Source organism: Cupriavidus sp. R6-3 (assembly GCF_059772245.1).
In genome coordinates, this window is the sequence record NZ_JCBAJO010000111.1 from 1 (window position 1) to 15,480 (window position 15,480).

At 67.8% G+C, this 15,480-nt stretch carries 15 protein-coding genes; 9 read left to right on the forward strand and 6 right to left on the reverse strand.

All coding sequences use genetic code 11. The features are described from left to right. Positions 1-1,326 (reverse strand): DUF1254 domain-containing protein (locus tag AC6EI8_RS16525; protein WP_498382400.1); only part of this gene is annotated, 1,326 nt, incomplete at its 3' end. Between the two features lie 17 nt (positions 1,327-1,343). After that, positions 1,344-2,498, reverse strand: a complete 1,155-nt coding sequence (locus AC6EI8_RS16530; RefSeq protein WP_498382401.1) for a porin — start codon at positions 2,496-2,498, stop codon at positions 1,344-1,346. 246 nt (positions 2,499-2,744) lie between these two features. Here AC6EI8_RS16530 and AC6EI8_RS16535 point away from each other — a divergent pair, with 246 nt between their 5' ends. The 6 genes from AC6EI8_RS16535 to AC6EI8_RS16560 all read left to right on the forward strand — a co-directional run bounded on the left by AC6EI8_RS16535 (position 2,745) and on the right by AC6EI8_RS16560 (position 8,410). Then, entirely contained in the window at positions 2,745-3,461 is a 717-nt protein-coding gene (locus AC6EI8_RS16535) for a TetR/AcrR family transcriptional regulator (RefSeq protein WP_498382402.1), read from the forward strand. 100 nt (positions 3,462-3,561) lie between these two features. Continuing rightward, positions 3,562-4,848 carry an alkyl sulfatase dimerization domain-containing protein gene (locus tag AC6EI8_RS16540; protein WP_226105983.1) on the forward strand — a complete coding sequence of 429 codons (1,287 nt, stop codon included), beginning with the start codon at positions 3,562-3,564 and terminating at the stop codon, positions 4,846-4,848. Between the two features lie 182 nt (positions 4,849-5,030). Beyond that, positions 5,031-5,981: a Bug family tripartite tricarboxylate transporter substrate binding protein gene (locus AC6EI8_RS16545; protein ID WP_498382406.1), complete on the forward strand. Its 951-nt coding sequence runs from the start codon at positions 5,031-5,033 to the stop codon at positions 5,979-5,981. 146 nt (positions 5,982-6,127) lie between these two features. After that, positions 6,128-6,499 (forward strand): hypothetical protein, encoded by a 372-nt coding sequence (locus AC6EI8_RS16550; RefSeq protein ID WP_498382403.1) that lies wholly within the window; start codon positions 6,128-6,130, stop codon positions 6,497-6,499. Positions 6,500-6,737: 238 nt separating this feature from the next. Continuing rightward, positions 6,738-7,019 (forward strand): helix-turn-helix domain-containing protein, encoded by a 282-nt coding sequence (locus AC6EI8_RS16555; RefSeq protein ID WP_422649768.1) that lies wholly within the window; start codon positions 6,738-6,740, stop codon positions 7,017-7,019. A gap of 11 nt (positions 7,020-7,030) precedes the next feature. Continuing rightward, entirely contained in the window at positions 7,031-8,410 is a 1,380-nt protein-coding gene (locus tag AC6EI8_RS16560) for a type II toxin-antitoxin system HipA family toxin (protein WP_149316143.1), read from the forward strand. Positions 8,411-8,444: 34 nt separating this feature from the next. Here the strand turns inward: AC6EI8_RS16560 and AC6EI8_RS16565 are convergent, their stop codons facing one another. Continuing rightward, positions 8,445-9,200 (reverse strand): SDR family NAD(P)-dependent oxidoreductase, encoded by a 756-nt coding sequence (locus tag AC6EI8_RS16565; protein ID WP_226105979.1) that lies wholly within the window; start codon positions 9,198-9,200, stop codon positions 8,445-8,447. A gap of 365 nt (positions 9,201-9,565) precedes the next feature. Continuing rightward, positions 9,566-10,648, reverse strand: a complete 1,083-nt coding sequence (locus AC6EI8_RS16570) for an AraC family transcriptional regulator (protein ID WP_498382404.1) — start codon at positions 10,646-10,648, stop codon at positions 9,566-9,568. Positions 10,649-11,067: 419 nt separating this feature from the next. On the opposite strand from AC6EI8_RS16570, the gene AC6EI8_RS16575 reads away from it, so the two are divergent. Further along, positions 11,068-11,913 (forward strand): oxidoreductase, encoded by an 846-nt coding sequence (locus tag AC6EI8_RS16575; RefSeq protein ID WP_226105977.1) that lies wholly within the window; start codon positions 11,068-11,070, stop codon positions 11,911-11,913. Positions 11,914-12,198: 285 nt separating this feature from the next. Here the strand turns inward: AC6EI8_RS16575 and AC6EI8_RS16580 are convergent, their stop codons facing one another. Together AC6EI8_RS16580 and AC6EI8_RS16585 are read right to left on the reverse strand one after the other, a co-directional pair. Continuing rightward, a complete protein-coding gene (locus AC6EI8_RS16580) occupies positions 12,199-12,612 on the reverse strand; it encodes a hypothetical protein (protein ID WP_226105976.1) in 414 nt (137 codons plus the stop codon). A gap of 70 nt (positions 12,613-12,682) precedes the next feature. Beyond that, entirely contained in the window at positions 12,683-12,949 is a 267-nt protein-coding gene (locus tag AC6EI8_RS16585) for a hypothetical protein (protein ID WP_223819729.1), read from the reverse strand. Here AC6EI8_RS16585 and AC6EI8_RS16590 point away from each other — a divergent pair. After that, positions 12,939-13,568: a gluconate 2-dehydrogenase subunit 3 family protein gene (locus tag AC6EI8_RS16590; protein WP_370639476.1), complete on the forward strand. Its 630-nt coding sequence runs from the start codon at positions 12,939-12,941 to the stop codon at positions 13,566-13,568. The two genes, AC6EI8_RS16585 and AC6EI8_RS16590, sit on opposite strands and share 11 nt — an antisense overlap. Continuing rightward, on the forward strand, positions 13,565-15,334 hold the full coding sequence (locus AC6EI8_RS16595) for a GMC family oxidoreductase (RefSeq protein WP_498382405.1): 1,770 nt from the start codon (positions 13,565-13,567) through the stop codon (positions 15,332-15,334). Before AC6EI8_RS16590 ends, AC6EI8_RS16595 begins: the two co-directional genes overlap by 4 nt. The last annotated feature ends 146 nt before the right edge of the window (positions 15,335-15,480 follow it).

The window sequence follows — 15,480 nt, forward strand, 5'->3', positions numbered from 1 at the left end:
CTCCGGCGCCGGCTGCTGGAAGCGCCGCGACAGCAGCGCCTCGCGCGGGTGGTAATAGCGCAAGGTCAGCGAGAAGCGGCCGGCCGGCGCCGGCAGCCAGTTGGCCTCGCGTGCCGGCTCGGGCCGCGCATGTTGCAGCCACAGGTCGATGCTGCCATCGGCATTGACCAGCAGTCCCGGCGTGCGGTCGCCGATGGTATAGCGGCCGATCGGATTCTCGGTGAAGAAGCGCCGGCCGTCGGGCGCGAACTCGTACATCGACAGCGACCAGAACGCGTCGACCGGCATCGCCGGCGGGATATGCAGCCGGTAGGCCCGCGCACCGTCCAGCCGTTCGCCGGCCGCATCGTTGACGCAGGTGGCGTAGATGGCCTCGGCGCGTTCCAGCGCGCCCAGGCCGATCAGCGATACATGGGCGCGATAGGTGTAGTCCTTGCCGAAATTGCCCAGATGGTCCGGGCCCGATTGCCACGGACCCGATTCGCTGCCATTGCCGAAGCCCGGCGTGCGCGCCAGTTCCTTGCGCAGCGCCGGCAGCATCGCGCGCCAGGCCTGCTGGATCGGCGTCGGCAGGTCGCCGTAGGCACGGCGATGCCCGGGGCGGATGCCGACTTCGGCAAAACTCGCCACCAGCTCGCGTTCGTCGTCCGGCACCGGATTGCGGCCCAGCACCTCATTGACCGGATCCAGATAGCTGGCCGGATCGGCCTCGTCGGGCACGGTCTCCAGCAGGCCGCTGCCGCCGGTGTCTTGCGGTCCTTCTTGCGATCCAGCTCGCGATCCAACTCGCGATCCCACCGGCTCAAGCCGGATCGCATCCTGCAACGCATGCACCGCCGGCAGGTCGTGCTCGCCATCGACCAGCAGCCGGGCGAGCAGCCAGACATCGTTGCTGGGACAGCGGATCAGCCGCGCGCCGGCTGGCGCGTCGCCGGACCAGTCGGGCCCCGCCAGCAGGAATTCGGCGGCCTCCGAGCCGGTCGTGCGATTGCCGATGCAGGCGAAGTTGTTGGTGAAGATGTCCAGCAGCGCCACGCTGTAGTAGCGCTCGCCCATGTCCGGCAGCCGGAGCAGCATCGGCCCGTTGTGCAGCGCCAGGTACGACAGCGAATACAGCGTGTCGTTGTTGGGCTGCGTCACGGTGCGGGCGCGATGGTCCAGCAGCCGGCGGTAATGCAGCAAGCCGTTGACGGGCACGCGGTTGCGGTTTTGCGGGTTTTGCGTGATCTGCCAGCGGACCTGCGCGAGATCGTGCACCGGGAAGGTATAGATGAAGGCCTCGCGCAGGCGCGCGGCGAGGGCGGGATCGGTCGTCGTGTTTTCCATGGCTTGCATCGTGGCTGCTAGAAGATGGTGCGGATGCCCAGCGAGATGCCGAGTTGTCCCTTGGCGTCGGGCCGCTTGTAATAGACCTGCGAGGTGGCCGGCGCGTAGCCGACCGATTGGCCGTTGGGCAGATAGCCGATGTTGTCCCAGTTCAGCGAGGCATTGCGCGCGTACATCACGCCGGCAAACACATCGGTGCGCTTGGTCAGCCGATAGTCGGCCAGCGCCAGGTATTGCTGCGGATTGACCGGATTGACGCTGGCGCCGCCGATATCGGCCCGCTTGATGTCGTCGTAGTAGTAGGCCAGGCTCAGGCGCAGCGCGGGCGTGGTCTGCCAGTGCACGCCGGCCCAGTGCATGTCGTCGCGGTGCGGCAGCAGCGTGGGCGTGCCCTCGCCGGGCGCCACCGAGTTGCCCCAGCGGTAGCCGGCGACGAACTTGAACGCGCCGATCTCGTAGCTGCCGGCCAGGAAGGCGCGCATGTCGCGGCCGTAGTCGCTGGAGCCGGAGGCGCCGGACGCCTGCGCGGCATTGAGCGTCTTGACCTCGTCGTAGGCCGCCGCCACGCCGAAGCCGTTGGTGTAGTACGACACGCCGATGCCGTAGGCCGAGCCGGCGGCGAGACTGCCGGTGCGCTCGCCGAACGACCAGTGCGTGTGCAGCGACAAGGGTCCGAACTTGCCGTGGTACTGGACCATGTTGTTCTCGCGGAAGTTCGGCCCGGCCATGCCGACCACCGGCTCGAACTCGGGGGCGTAGGCCACCGGCGTGAAGCTGCCCAGTGCCAGGAACGACGAGGTGTACTGCCGGCCGAAGGTGATGCGGCCCAGCTCGTTCTTCAGGCCGACGAAGGCCTGCCGGCCGAAGATCGCGTTCTGCCCCATCTGCCCGTTGTCGGTGTTGAACTGGTTCTCCAGCACGAACAGCGCCTGCACGCCGCCACCGAGTTCCTCGGTGCCGCGCAGGCCGAAGCGCGACTGCGCGATGCCCGACGAATTGAGCATCGTGCGCGAGCCGCTGCCCGGCGCCAGCACGCCGCCGCTGACGTTCTGCGAGTTGTTGACGTACTGCAGGCTGGCGGTGACCACGCCATACAAGGTCACCGACGATTGCGCATGCGCGCCCTGCGCCATCAGGCCGGCGGCCGCCGCCGTGATGCACCATCCCTTCATGCCGTGTCTCCTCCGTGTCTTGCGATGTTCTTCGTGGCCCGCAGCGTTTAATACGTGGTATTACGCGGGTCCGGAACACCATAGCGCCGCATGGCGATTCGAAAATCTGGGGATTACCCCGAGGCGCACGTTCGCGTCATGAGGACGTCCGATTTCTCGGGTTAATCCCTAGTATTAGAACGACGCGACGCGTCTATGCTGACAGCGAACCTCGCGATGGTCGCGGGGACATTGCGGATCGCACGCATGAAGCTCAAACAGATTCGCTCGGTGATCGGCGAGGACACCGAGACGGCGGGACGGCGCAAGGTGGTGGCGCCGGTTGCCGAGGAAGAGGCCGCCGTGCCGGGCACCGCTGCCAGGATGCTGGAGATCGCGGAGCGCCTGTTCGCCGAGCATGGCGTCGAGCAGGTGCCGCTGCGCCAGATTGTGCTGGAGAGCGGCCAGCGCAACCGCTCGGCGCTGCACTACCACTTCGGCTCGCGCGAGGCGCTGGTCAGCCATCTGCTGAACCGGCGGCTGCACCAGATCAACGTGATTCGCCATCGCTATCTGGACCGGCTGGCCGCCGAGGGCCGCGATAACGATCTGCACGCGGTGGTCGAGTGCACCATCCTGCCGCTGGCCGACACGGTGCGCGATACCGACTGGGGCCGGCACTACCTGCAGGTGCTGGCGCAGACCACGTTCAGTCCCAACCTGCTGAAGAAGGGGCTGGTCGAACGCGACGCGGTCTCGGCGCTGGTGCGCGTGCGCAAGCTGGTATTCGCGCTGTGCCCCGAGATACCGCGCGAGGTCATGAACCTGCGGCTGACCTGGTTCAACGACACCGTGGTCTATTCGCTGGCGCACTGGTATCGCGACCAGGGCCGCCGCGGCGGCGAGCCGCCGCTGGCCGAACTGATCGACTGCTGCGCGGCCAGCCTGAGCGCGCCGGTCAGTTCCCGCGTCGGCCGGCGCTAGCCGGTCCTACCGGTCTTTTTTCCCTGGCGTTGCCCACGATGACGCTCCCCGGCGGAGCAGGGCGGCGCTCGTCCTTCGTTCTGTCACAGGAGTCGTTCGCATGCAGGAATTCGAAGCGCGCCCCGCCGCGCTGGCCACCGGCGACGGGGTCGAGGCCGTCGCCCCGGGTGTCTGGAAGCTGCACGGCCAAGGCCAGTCCTTCGTCGCGCAGATCACCACGCAGACCGCCACGCAGTCCGGCGCCGCCGATGGCGATGCGCTGCTGCTGGTCGATGCCGGTCCTGGCGGCGCCATTACGCGCGGCATGATCGACGCACTGCGCAGCGTGACCCCGTTGCCCATCGCCGCCATCGTCTTCAGCCACGGCCATCTCGGCTACAACAGCGGGCTGCCGCTGTGGCTGGCGCATTGCGCCGAGCGCGGCGACCCCGCGCCGCGCGTGATCGCCCATGCCAACGTGCTGCCCCGGCAGGCGCGCTACCGCGCCACCATGCCGCTGCAGGAGGCGCTGGCCGAGGTGCAGTTCCGCCAGCCGCGTGGACGCCTGGCCGGCAAGCTGAGCCAGCATGCGCCGACCGAAACCTTCGCGCAGGGGCTGACCATCGGCACCGGACCGCGCCGCGCCGAGCTGCTGTGGGCGCCGTCGGAGACCGACGACGCGCTCGCGGTCTGGCTGCCCGAATCGCGCATCCTGTACGGCGGCCCGGCCGTGATCGACTCGATCCCGAACATCGGCACGCCGCTGCGCACGCTCCGCGATGCGCCGCGCTGGGCCCGCACGCTGGAGAACCTGGCCGCGCTCGAGCCCGAGCGCGTGGTGCGCGAGTTCGGCGCCGACCTGTGCGGCGCGCAGGCGGTCGAGGTGCTGCGCCACACCGCAGGCGCGCTGCACTGGCTGCACGACGAGGTGATCCGGCTGATCAACCAGGGCATGGACGAGCGCGAGATGCTGGCGGCGCTGCGCTATCCCGAGGAGTTGTTCGGCAAGCCCTGGATGCGGCCGAGCTACGGCGATCCCAGCTATATCGCGCGCGATATCTACCGCGCGGAAAACGGCTGGTGGGACCGCAACGCGACCTCGCTGCATCCGGCGCCGCCGGAGCAGGCCGCCGCGCAGATCGCCGAGGCGGTCAGCGATCACGACGCGCTGATCCGCCATGCGCAGGGGCTCGCCAACAAGGGGGAGATCCAGCTGGCCCTGCACGTGATCGACGTGCTTGCCGGCGCGCCGGGCGATGCGCCGACGCTGCGGCAGGCGCGCGAATTGAAGGCCGGGTGGCTGCGCCAGCGTTCGCGCCAGGTGGCCAGCTATGTATCGCGCAGTCTCTATCAGGCCTGCGCCGACAGCATCGAACGCGGTGAGCGCCACCCGTTCAGCCAACGATAAGGAGAGGACGGACGATGTCGATCGACAGGAAGAGCGCCTGCGAGAGCGCGTACGAGAGCGGAGACAAGGGAGCGCACAAGAGGGCGGATAAAGGGGCGGACAAGAGCGCGGACAAGAGCGCGAACGGTAGCGCCAGTGCATTCGCGTCGCCGGACCGCCGGCGGCAAACGCTGCTGGCACTGATGGCCCTGGTGGCCGCGCCGCTCGCCACCGGGCCCGCATGGGCCAGCGATACATGGCCGTCGCGGCCGATCCGGCTGGTGGTCGCGTCCTCGGCCGGCAGCGGCACCGACCTGTTCGCGCGCGTGATCGCCGAACGGCTGGGCAAGCGGCTGGGGCAGACCGTGGTGGTGGACAACAAGCCCGGCGCGACCGGCATCATCGGCGTCGATGCCGTGGCCAAGGCCGCGCCCGATGGCTATACGCTGCTGTTCACCTATGCGGCGTCGATCGTTATCAACCATACGCTGCAGCCGAAGCTGCCCTACGACGCGCTGCGCGATCTGGCGCCGGTGGCCCAGGTGGGCGAGGGCGGCAACTTCCTGGTGGTCACACCGGATTTCCCCGCACGCAATCTGCGCGAGTTCGTCGCGGCCGTGAAGGCCAGGCCCGATGCCTATGACTACGGCTCCTGGGGCATCGGCTCGGGCGGACACCTGACCATGGAGGCGCTGAAGATGCAGGCCGGCCTGGGCATGCGCCACGTCCCTTACAAGGCGGTCGGACAGGTGCTGAACGATCTGCAGGGCGGCATGATCAAGGTGGCCTTCGTCGATACCTCGTCGTCGCTGCCGCTGATCCGCTCCGGCAAGATCCGCGCGCTGGCGATCAGCGGCAGCCGCCGCGGCGCCGTATCGCCCGAGGTGCCAACCATGCGCGAGCAGGGCTATCCATTCGATACCAACAGCTGGTACGGCCTGTTTGCGCCCGCCGGCACGCCCGCGCCGATCGTCAAGCGGCTCAACGCCGAGATCAACGGCATGCTGGGCGACCCGCAGATCCGCGAGCGCTTCGCGCTGATGAACATGGCCAATCCGCGGGCAAAGACCAGCGAGGCGTTCGCGGCGACGATCCGCGATGACATCAAGGTATGGGGCGAGATCATCCGGGCCAATGGGGTGACGGTGGACTGAATCCGCACGCATGGGGCGGGCATGTGTCCGGGTATGTGTCCGGGCGTGTGTCCGGGTATGTGTCTTGCGTCCGCCATGGGAGGGGGCGCAGCGCCACGCTGTCGCGGCGTGCTGCAGGCCCGACCCGCTACCCATTGCAAACGGAGATGCGCATGAAGGACAAATCTTCAGGGATTCCGAACCCCGTGGCCCCGCAGTCCGTCGAGTCGCTGACACCGGAGAAGGGCCCGCTGTCGCAGGAACGTGGGCAGAACCCGGCCGCCCAGGCCGATACGCTACCGTCGGAAAGCAACCCGGCCGGTAGCGCCAAGCAGGCGGAACAGGGCAGGCAGGGCAAGGAAAGCCAACAGGGCCAGCAGGGCCAGCAGGGCCAGCAGGGCCAGCAGGGCGGCAAGCCCGGCGCAAAACCCGTCGACAAGCCCGCCCCCACCCCGAACGAGGTGATGAACGAGCAGGTATCGCCGCCGGATGAACAAGGCGACCGAATGCAGTCGGATCGGCCGCATATCGGCGGGTGAGGCCGAGCTTCGTACGGCGGTGCCTGGCGGCACCTGCTTCTGATGCCAGGCCAGCCATTGGCTGGCGACACCGAGGCGCTCGCCGGAGTGAGCAGTAAAGTAGGATAAAGCCCAGTTATCCTACTTTGCTGCTCATTTTTTTGACGTCGAGTGAGCAATAAAGTATGATTTTTCGAGAATATACTACTTTAGTACCATGCGATCATTGCCTGACATCGCCACGCTGCTCCGAACCCGCATGAAGGCCCTCTCGCTGACGCAGAGCGAGCTCGGGGCGCGGACCGGTCTGTCGCGCCGCACGGTTACCTCCATGCTGAGCGGAGAAGGTGACTATAAAGTCACGACATTGCTCGCTGTGCTCGATCGCCTTGGCTACGAACTGGCCATCGTGCCGAAGGGCGCGGCAGCCGGCCTGGCTCAGGACGGCGCGTTCACGCCGACAGCGCCCGCGGTCAAGACTCGTGTGCAGGCGGCGCGGGAGCGTCTTGCGGCGCGCAAGACGGAAGCTGACAAGTCCTAGGCAGGCAATTCATGAACGTCAAAGCAGTCGGTATCTTCATCGGCAAGGTTCGGGCAGGCGTGCTGTTCCAGTACGCGCTCGGCGATGCTCAGGTCGTCAATCGCTTCGTGGCCGACGAGGCATTTGCCGCCATGCGCGATGCGCCGGTGGTTTCCCTGTCGATGCTGGCCCGCGAACGCGAAGCGCAGCGGGCGCTGTGGGCCGACGTCGGCTCAACGTTATTCAACGGACGCTTCAGCCCTTCCAATGGCTGGCTGCTGCCCGCGTTCTTCCAGAACCTGCTGCCCGAAGGCGTTTTCCGCGATCATGTCGCCGCGCAGCGTGGTTGCGACCCGAAGGACCATTTCGAGATGCTCGCGGCCTGCGGCAAGGATTTGCCGGGCAACGTCCACGCGCGGCCTCTTGAACTGACGCGCGACGAGCTGGCTCACTATGTCACGCAGGATGCCGACTCGGTCGAAATGTCGGTGACCGCCGACCCGATGGACGACGGCGTCTCGCTGTCAGGGGTGCAGCCGAAGGTGGGCGTCATCCGGCAGGGCGGGCGATATGTGGGCCGGACCAAGATGCAGGACACCCACATCATCGCCAAGCTGCCGGTAGTCGGGCAGCCGCTGTTGCCCGAGCTGGAGGAACTGTCGCTGCGGCTTGCCGGCGCAGCCGGAGTCAATGTCACCGAAGCGCACCTGGCCCCGTTGGAGGCCCTGGCGGTGGAGCATGGTTACGATCTTGGCGATGCCGACAGCCGCACCAATTTCCTCGCTGTGATTCGCTATGACCGCACGCCGCAAGGGCGGATTCATTGCGAAGACTTCGCGCAGATTCTCGAAGTCATGCCAGAGCAGAAGTACCTTGGCGCAAGCTATCTCGATGTGGCGGGCGTGATGATGGAATTCCCGTCGCTCGGCGAGTCGGCCGTGCATGAACTGCTGCGGCGCATCGTCGTCAACGAGATGCTGGGCAATCCCGACATGCACTTGAAGAACATTGGCATCTACTATCCCGACGGTCGCACGCCGGAATTGCCGCCGGCCTACGACATCGTCGGCTATTCCGCGTACAACCGCCGTACCGGGCATGCGCTGCACATCCTGCCTCCCGCTCTGAACGAGAAGCCGCGCATGTCGGTGAGCGACGCGCGGCAGGGCAAGGCTGCCAAGCCAGGCATTGGGCCGGCCGTTCTCCGGCGATTCTGCGCCGAGCTGGGCATCCCGGAGAAGCCGGCAGCGGCGGCGATCCGTCATACCGTTGCGGCAGCGGCGGCTCGCTGGCCAGCCATGATCCAGGATTCGCTGCTGACGGATCCGCAGAAGACAAGGTTGCTGGAGCATTTCCAGGGTCACCCGCTGGTCCAGTCCCTGATGCGGCGGCACGAGCCTTCGCAGGTTTGACGCGCCGTACCGCCGCGCCGCCGGCATGGCTCGCTCAAACCGCGGTATGCCCCCCATCCGCCATCACCAGCGCCCCGGTGACGAAGCTGGCCTTGTCCGACGCCAGGAAGGCGATCACCTCGGCGATTTCCTCGGGCTGGGCCGCGCGCCCGAGCAGGTTGTTCTTGCCGTGCTCGGCCAGGAACTCGCGGCCGTTGGGCATCTGGTCGTCCAGAATGCCGGTCACGATATCGCCCGGACCCACCGCATTGACGTGGATGCCATGCTGGCCGTTTTCCGCCGCCAGTACCCGTGTCAGCTGTGCCACCGCGCCCTTGGACGCCGCATAGGCCCCGATGGTCGGCAGCGCGACCACGCTGGCGTAGGAGCCGACGTTGACGATGACGCCGCGCTGGGCCGGGATCATCGCGCGCAGCGCTTCGCGGGCATGCACGAACATGCCGCGCGCGTTGATCGCGAGGATCTGGTCCCATTCGTCGACGGTCATCTCGGCGACCGTGCGGTTGATGATGCGGGCCGCGTTATTGACCAGGATGTCGAGCCGGCCGAAGCGCGCCATCGCCGTGTCCACGGCCGCGCGTGCGGTGGCTTCCTGCGACACGTCGCCGGTGAGGGCAACGATCTCGCCGTCGATCTCCAGTTCGGTGACCGCGTCCTTGATGTCCTCGGCCACCACGCGCGCGCCGCGGCGGTGGAGCAGTTCGACGGTCGCGCGTCCTACGCCGCCCGCCGCGCCGGTCACGATGGCGACGCGGCCTTCCAGGTCGCGCTGGTCTTGCTGTGCAGTCATGATTGGTACTCCGTACAGTGAAGGTGGGATGATTCGCGACGGCGCGCGTTCGATGCGGCATTTCCCCGGGAAAACGCCGCTCGGCGCTCGATGCCATCGCTTGCCATCACTGTACGAAGGCGGGGCGCGCAAGCCCATGCCGAATACTCGGGCGGGCTTGCCTGATTCTCTTGACCCGCGGCGCGGGCCCTCCGCCGCGGCCGTTCAGTTGCGGCCTTCAGTTGCGACCGCTCAATTGCACCGTTCAATGGCACCGTTCAATGGCACCGTGCAATTGCGACCGCTCAATTGCGACCGTTCCGCTGCGCGCGAACGCCGCAGGCGCTGCCGGCGCTGCGAGCGCCGCAGCCGCCGGGCGCAAGCGCTCAGGCGGCGCGCGCCCAATCCACGCGCGTGCGCAGCGCCATCGCTTCCTTCATCACGCGGGCCTCGTCGATCGGGCTGCGGCCGAAGAACCGCTTGAATTCCCGGCTGAACTGCGACGGGCTTTCATAGCCGACGCGGCTGGCCGCCACGGACGCATTCATGCCCTGCTGGATCATCAGCATGCGGGCCTTGTGCAGCCGCGTGGCCTTGATGTACTGCAGCGGCGAGGTGCCAGTGACCGACTTGAAGGCCGCGTGGAAGGCCGCCACGCTCATCGCCGCCGCGCTGGCGAGCGTGTCGACCGACAGCGGTTGGTCGTAGCCGGCATGGATCATTCGCAGCGCCTTGCCGATGCGGCCGAAGTTGCTCTGGTAGGCGAGCGACGCGCGCAGCGCCGCGCCCTGGGGGCCGCATAGCACGCGGAAATAGATTTCGCGCAGGATCGCTGGGCCCAGCACCGCGGCCTCCATGTCCGAGGTCAGCGCTTCGAGCAGGCGTACCACGGCGTCGCCGAGCCGGTCGTCGAGCGGCGTCGACTGGATGCCTGCTACCTCGGCGGGTCTCGCGTCCTCGGGTTCCGGCGCCGGCGCCGCACCAGACCGGGACGCCAACTCCAACGCCGATCCGGACCCCGATGCCGGCACCGATGTCGATGCCGACGCCGATGCCGATGCCGATGCCGATGCCGATGCCGACGCCGACGCCGACGCCGACGCCGACGCTGCGGGTGTCCCCAACCCCGATGATGCCAACGCCGATGCCGGCACGGACAACGCCAGCTCGGCCAGCACACCCAGGTCCACGCGGATCGAGATCGCCAGCATCGGGTCCTCCGGCGAGGCCTCGGTCTGCGACTCGAAGGGAATCGGCAGCGACAGCACCAGGAAATGCTGGGCGTCGTAGACGAACTCGCGCCCCGCGAAGAACCCCCGCTTGCGCCCGCTGCACAGCACGATGATGCAGGGATCGTAGAGCACCGGCGTGCGCGGCAGCGGGCCGTTGGCACGCAGGAACTTGACCGCGTCGAGCGCGGACATCGTATATCCCTCCGCCGGCGCGAGGCGGCCGATCAGTGCGGCCATGCGTTCTTCACGCTGGCGGCGGGCATGCTCGGGCTCGTGTGGTCGTGGCGACGTTGGCATTGGATCGAAGGGGATGGACATGGTCGTCAGAAGCGGTGGCCAGGCAGGCGCGGGATGAAGGCGTCGAATCGCTCTACGCCCGCTGCATCATCGTGCTGTGCAGTTAGCGCAGGCGCCATTTGGAGGCCAGGAACAGGGGCAAGGCCGGTATGCGCGCAAGTGTAGCGCGCGGACAAGGGCCCGCGGGAGCGCAGGACGGCGCCAACGCACCGCTCTGGAGAATCAGGCAAGCGCTGCCGAGTTTTGGTCTAACGGGCGCCCGCGCACGCTGCCTACCATGGCCGCATGTCGTCGCCGTGCGCCATTGCGGTACACCGGCAAGGCCGACAGTCCATCGATCCACACTTCGGGAGTTCAGCATGAACAGGACCTGGTTCATTACCGGCGCGGCGCGCGGCATCGGCGCGTGCATCGCCAGGGCGGCACTGGATGCCGGCGACAACGTCGTCGCGACCGGACGCGATCCGCTGCGCATCGAGCAGGCATTGCCGGGGCACGGCGAGCGTCTGCTGGCCTTGCGCCTCGACGTCACCGACCCGGCGCAGGCGCGCGACGCGGTGGACCGCGCCGTGGCGACCTTCGGCCGCATCGACGTGCTGGTCAATAACGCGGGCTACGGCCAGCTGGGCATGTTCGAGGAGAACAGCGCCGACGATGTACTGAAGCAGTTCGACACCAACGTCCACGGCACCCTGCACGTGACCCGCGCGGTGCTGCCCGTGATGCGGCGCCAGCGCGCCGGCCGCATCTTCAATCTGTCGTCGATCGGCGGCATGGTCGGCTTCGAAGGCGCGTCGATCTACTGCGCGGCCAAGTTCGCGGTCGAGGGCTTCTCCGAGTCGCTGGCGCTGGAGGTGGCGCGCTTCGGCATCCAGGTCACCATCGTGCAGCCGGGCTTCTTCCGCACCGATTTCCTCGACGGCTCGTCGGTACGCTACGGGGCCGAGGCCATTCCCGACTACGTGTCGGCATCGGCGGCATTGCGCGGCGGCTATGACGACTACAGCCACCGGCAGCCTGGCGACCCGGACAAGCTGGCGCGGGCCATCGTCGAGCTGGCCGCCGTGCCGCAGGCGCCGTTGCGCTTCGCGGCCGGCACCGATGCGCTCGGCTATATCGGTGGCAAGCTCGATGCCGCGCGCGCCGAGCTCGAGCAATGGAAGGCGCTGTCGGCCTCGACCGATCATGCGGCCCAGGCGGCGTAGGGACGGCGCTTGCGGCCTCGACCGATCATGCTGCCCACGCCCAGGCGGCGTGGCGATGCGGGGTGACGTGGTGCGGCCGCCTCGACGACGCAGCGATCGCCAACGCAGCGATCACCAACGCACCGATCACCAACGCACCGATCACCAACGCACCGATCACCAACGCACGGCCCACGCGCCCCGAGCACGAACGAACGCCCCTCTCCCGCGAGCAGGAGAGGGGCCGAGGAGAGAGGGGGAAGGGTTGCCGGCGGGTCCGCCAGCGTTCAGGGCTTGCTGCGGAACTTACTGCGGTGCGCTTGCGCCGGTGCGCGTATCGGTGCTGCCGCCCGAGCCCGCGGCGGCGCCGGTGCCCGTGCCCGTACCCGTCGAGCCAGCAGTGCCGGTACCCGTGGTGCCGGTGGCGCCGGTGGTGCCCGATCCGGCGGTGCCGGTGGTGGTGTCGGCCGAGCCAGTGGTGCCCGTGGTGCCGCTGGTGCCGGTCGAACCGGTGGTGCCAGTGCCAGTGCCGGTGGTACCCGTGCCCGTGCCGGTACCCGCGCTGCCGGTGGTGTCGCTCGGGACGGGGCCCATCGGCGCGCTTGCCGCGCTGCTGTCGGTAGTGGCGGCATCGTCGCCGCCGCGGTTACAGCCGGCCACCAGGCCGCCCAGCATGGCGACGCTCAAGGTTGCAACGGAAATCCAGTTTCGCTTCGTCATGGTATGGCTCCTATAGTCATCCCCCATCGGACGAAGGCAACGGCCGTACCAGGGGCGCGGATGCGCCATATCAGGTGATCCCGGCGTGGTCTTGCCACGCTTCTTGCATCGACTGCGGTTTTTCGAGGAGCGCAGCGATGACGAAACCCTTCACGCCCATGCGGCGCACGCTTTTGAAAGCCCTCGGGGCCGGGTTGCCGGCCGGAGCCGCCGCAACGGGACTGGTCGGCGATAGTGCGCTGGCGGCGCCGCCGGGCCCCGCCAGCGCGGCGGCGGCCAATCCGGGTGGCGTGTCCCATTTTTTCAATGCGCGCGAAAGAATTACCGTGGATGCCATCGTTTCCCGGTTGATTCCGAACGACGAACTGGGGCCGGGCGCACGAGAGGCGGGCGTGACCGATTTTCTCGATCGGCAGCTGGCTGGGGCCTGGGGCGGCGGGGACCATTTCTATCGTCATGGACCCTTCCAGGCCGGCACACCGGAGCAGGGCTATCAGCTCGCGCTGACGCCCGCGCAGGCCTTTCGTACGGGTTTGGCCGCGATCGACGAGGTCAGCGCGAAGCGGCATGGCGGCAAGCCGTTTTCGCAGTTGCAGCCGCGTGAACAGGATGCCTTGCTGACGGCGCTGGAGAAGGGCGAGATCGAACTGGGCACGCTGCCCGGCAAGGTCTTCTTCCAGATGCTGCTCGACGGCACCATGGAGGGCTTCTTCGGCGATCCGATCCATGGCGGCAATCGCAATATGGCGGGCTGGAAGCTGGTCGGTTTCCCCGGCGTCTATGCCAGCTACTCCAACGATATCGAGCGCCATGGCGTGGCCTATGTGCGGCCGCCGATGTCGATCGCGATGGCGCGCGCCGCCGGGCATGGGACCATGCACGGCGCCGGTCATGGCGGCTCGCACGCATCGTCGCCGGCAAAGGGCGCATCGGCACCGAAGGGAGGGCGGCCATGAGCAAGACCCTCGATCGTGTCGATGCCGTGATCGTCGGCGGCGGCTGGACGGGTTCGGTCATCGGCAAGGAACTGGCCGCCGCCGGACATCGCGTGGTGATGCTCGAACGCGGCGAGCCGCGGTGGCCCTCTCCGGACTTCCAGGCGCCGACGGTGCATGACGAACTGCGCTATACGCGGCGGCACGCGCTGCATCAGAACACCGCCACCGAGACCTTCACCTTCCGCAACAACACCAGCCAGACCGCCCTGCCGATGCGGCGCTGGCAGTTCGCCTACCCGGGCACGCACCTGGGCGGCTCGGGCAATCACTGGTCCGGCGCCTACTATCGTTTCGATCCGACCGACTTCAAGCTGCGCAGCCATTACGAGCGCCGCTACGGCAAGGGCATCTTCGCGGCGGACCTGACCGCGCAGGACTGGCCTTTGAGCTACGACGAGCTCGAGCCGTACTACGACCGCTTCGACTATCTGATCGGCGCTTCGGGCTATGCCGGCAACCTGAAGGGCAAGGTGCAGCCGGGCGGCAATCCTTTCGAGCCGTGGCGCTCGCGGCCGTATCCGAATCCGCCGATGAAGGTCGCGCACGCCTCGGCGCTGTTCGGCGAGGCGGCCGCAAAGCTGGGCTATCACCCCTATATCCAGCCCTCGGCGCTGTCGACGCGGCCCTATGTCAATACCGAAGGGCTGCCGATGAGCGCCTGCGTCTACTGCGGATTCTGCTCGAACTTCGGCTGCGAGCATTTCGCCAAGGCCTCCCCGCAGGTCTGCATCCTGCCGGCCGCGATGAAGCTCGATACCTTCGCGCTGCGCGCCGGGGCGCAGGTGCTGCGCGTCGAGCTCGACAAGGACCGCAAGCTCGCGCGCGGCGTCACCTATGTCGATGGCAGCGGGCAGGAGTTCTTCCAGCCCGCCGACATGGTGTTCCTGTGCGCGTTCAGCGTGCACAACGTGCGGCTGTTGTTGCTGTCGGGCATCGGCAAGCCCTACGACCCGGCCACGGGCCAGGGCGTGGTGGGCCGCAACTACACGCACCAGACCACCTCGGGCGTCAACCTGTTCTTCGACGAACGGACCCATATCAACCCCTTCATGGGCGCGGGCGCGGCGGCCGTGACGATCGACGATTTCAGCGCCGACAACTTCGATCACGGGCCGCTCGGTTTCGTCGGCGGCGGCTATATCCAGATCCAGGTGGTCAGCGGCGCGCCGATTGGCTACCACCCGACGCCGAAGGGCACGCCGGCCTGGGGCAGCGAATGGAAGAAGGCGGTGCGCCGCTACTACAACCATTCGGCGTCGATCACCATCACCGGCTCGGCGATGCCCACGCGCGGCGGCTATCTGTCGCTGGATCCGACCTATCGCGATGCCTGGGGACAGCCGCTGCTGCGCATCACCTACGACCTGCCGGACAATGACATCAAGCTGTCGGCGTTCCTGACCGCGAAGGGCGACCAGATCGGCAAGGCGATGCGCGGGGTAGTCGCCACCGAGCCCGGGCCGCGCCAGCGGCCATTCACCGCGACCAGCTATCAGTCGACGCACCTGAACGGCGGCGCGGCGATGGGCAGCGATCCCTCCAACAGCGTGGTCAACCGCTTCGGCCAATGCTGGGACGTGCCCAATGTGTTCGTCACCGGGGCCTGCCTGTTTCCGCAGAACTCGAACTACAACCCGACCGGAACGGTCGGCGCCACCGCGTACTGGATCGTTGACGCGGTCAAGCGCGACTACGTCAAGGCGCCAGGGAAGCTGATCACATGAACACGCCGAACGAAGTGGAAGCGGAGCGCGGCCGCGCGACGTGGTGGGTGGGCGCCATGGTGATCGGCATCGGCGCCTTTCCGCTGTATGGGCTGCTGTTCCAGGTCTGGCCCGATCTGTTTGCGCCGAGGCCGCAGCCGCGCCAG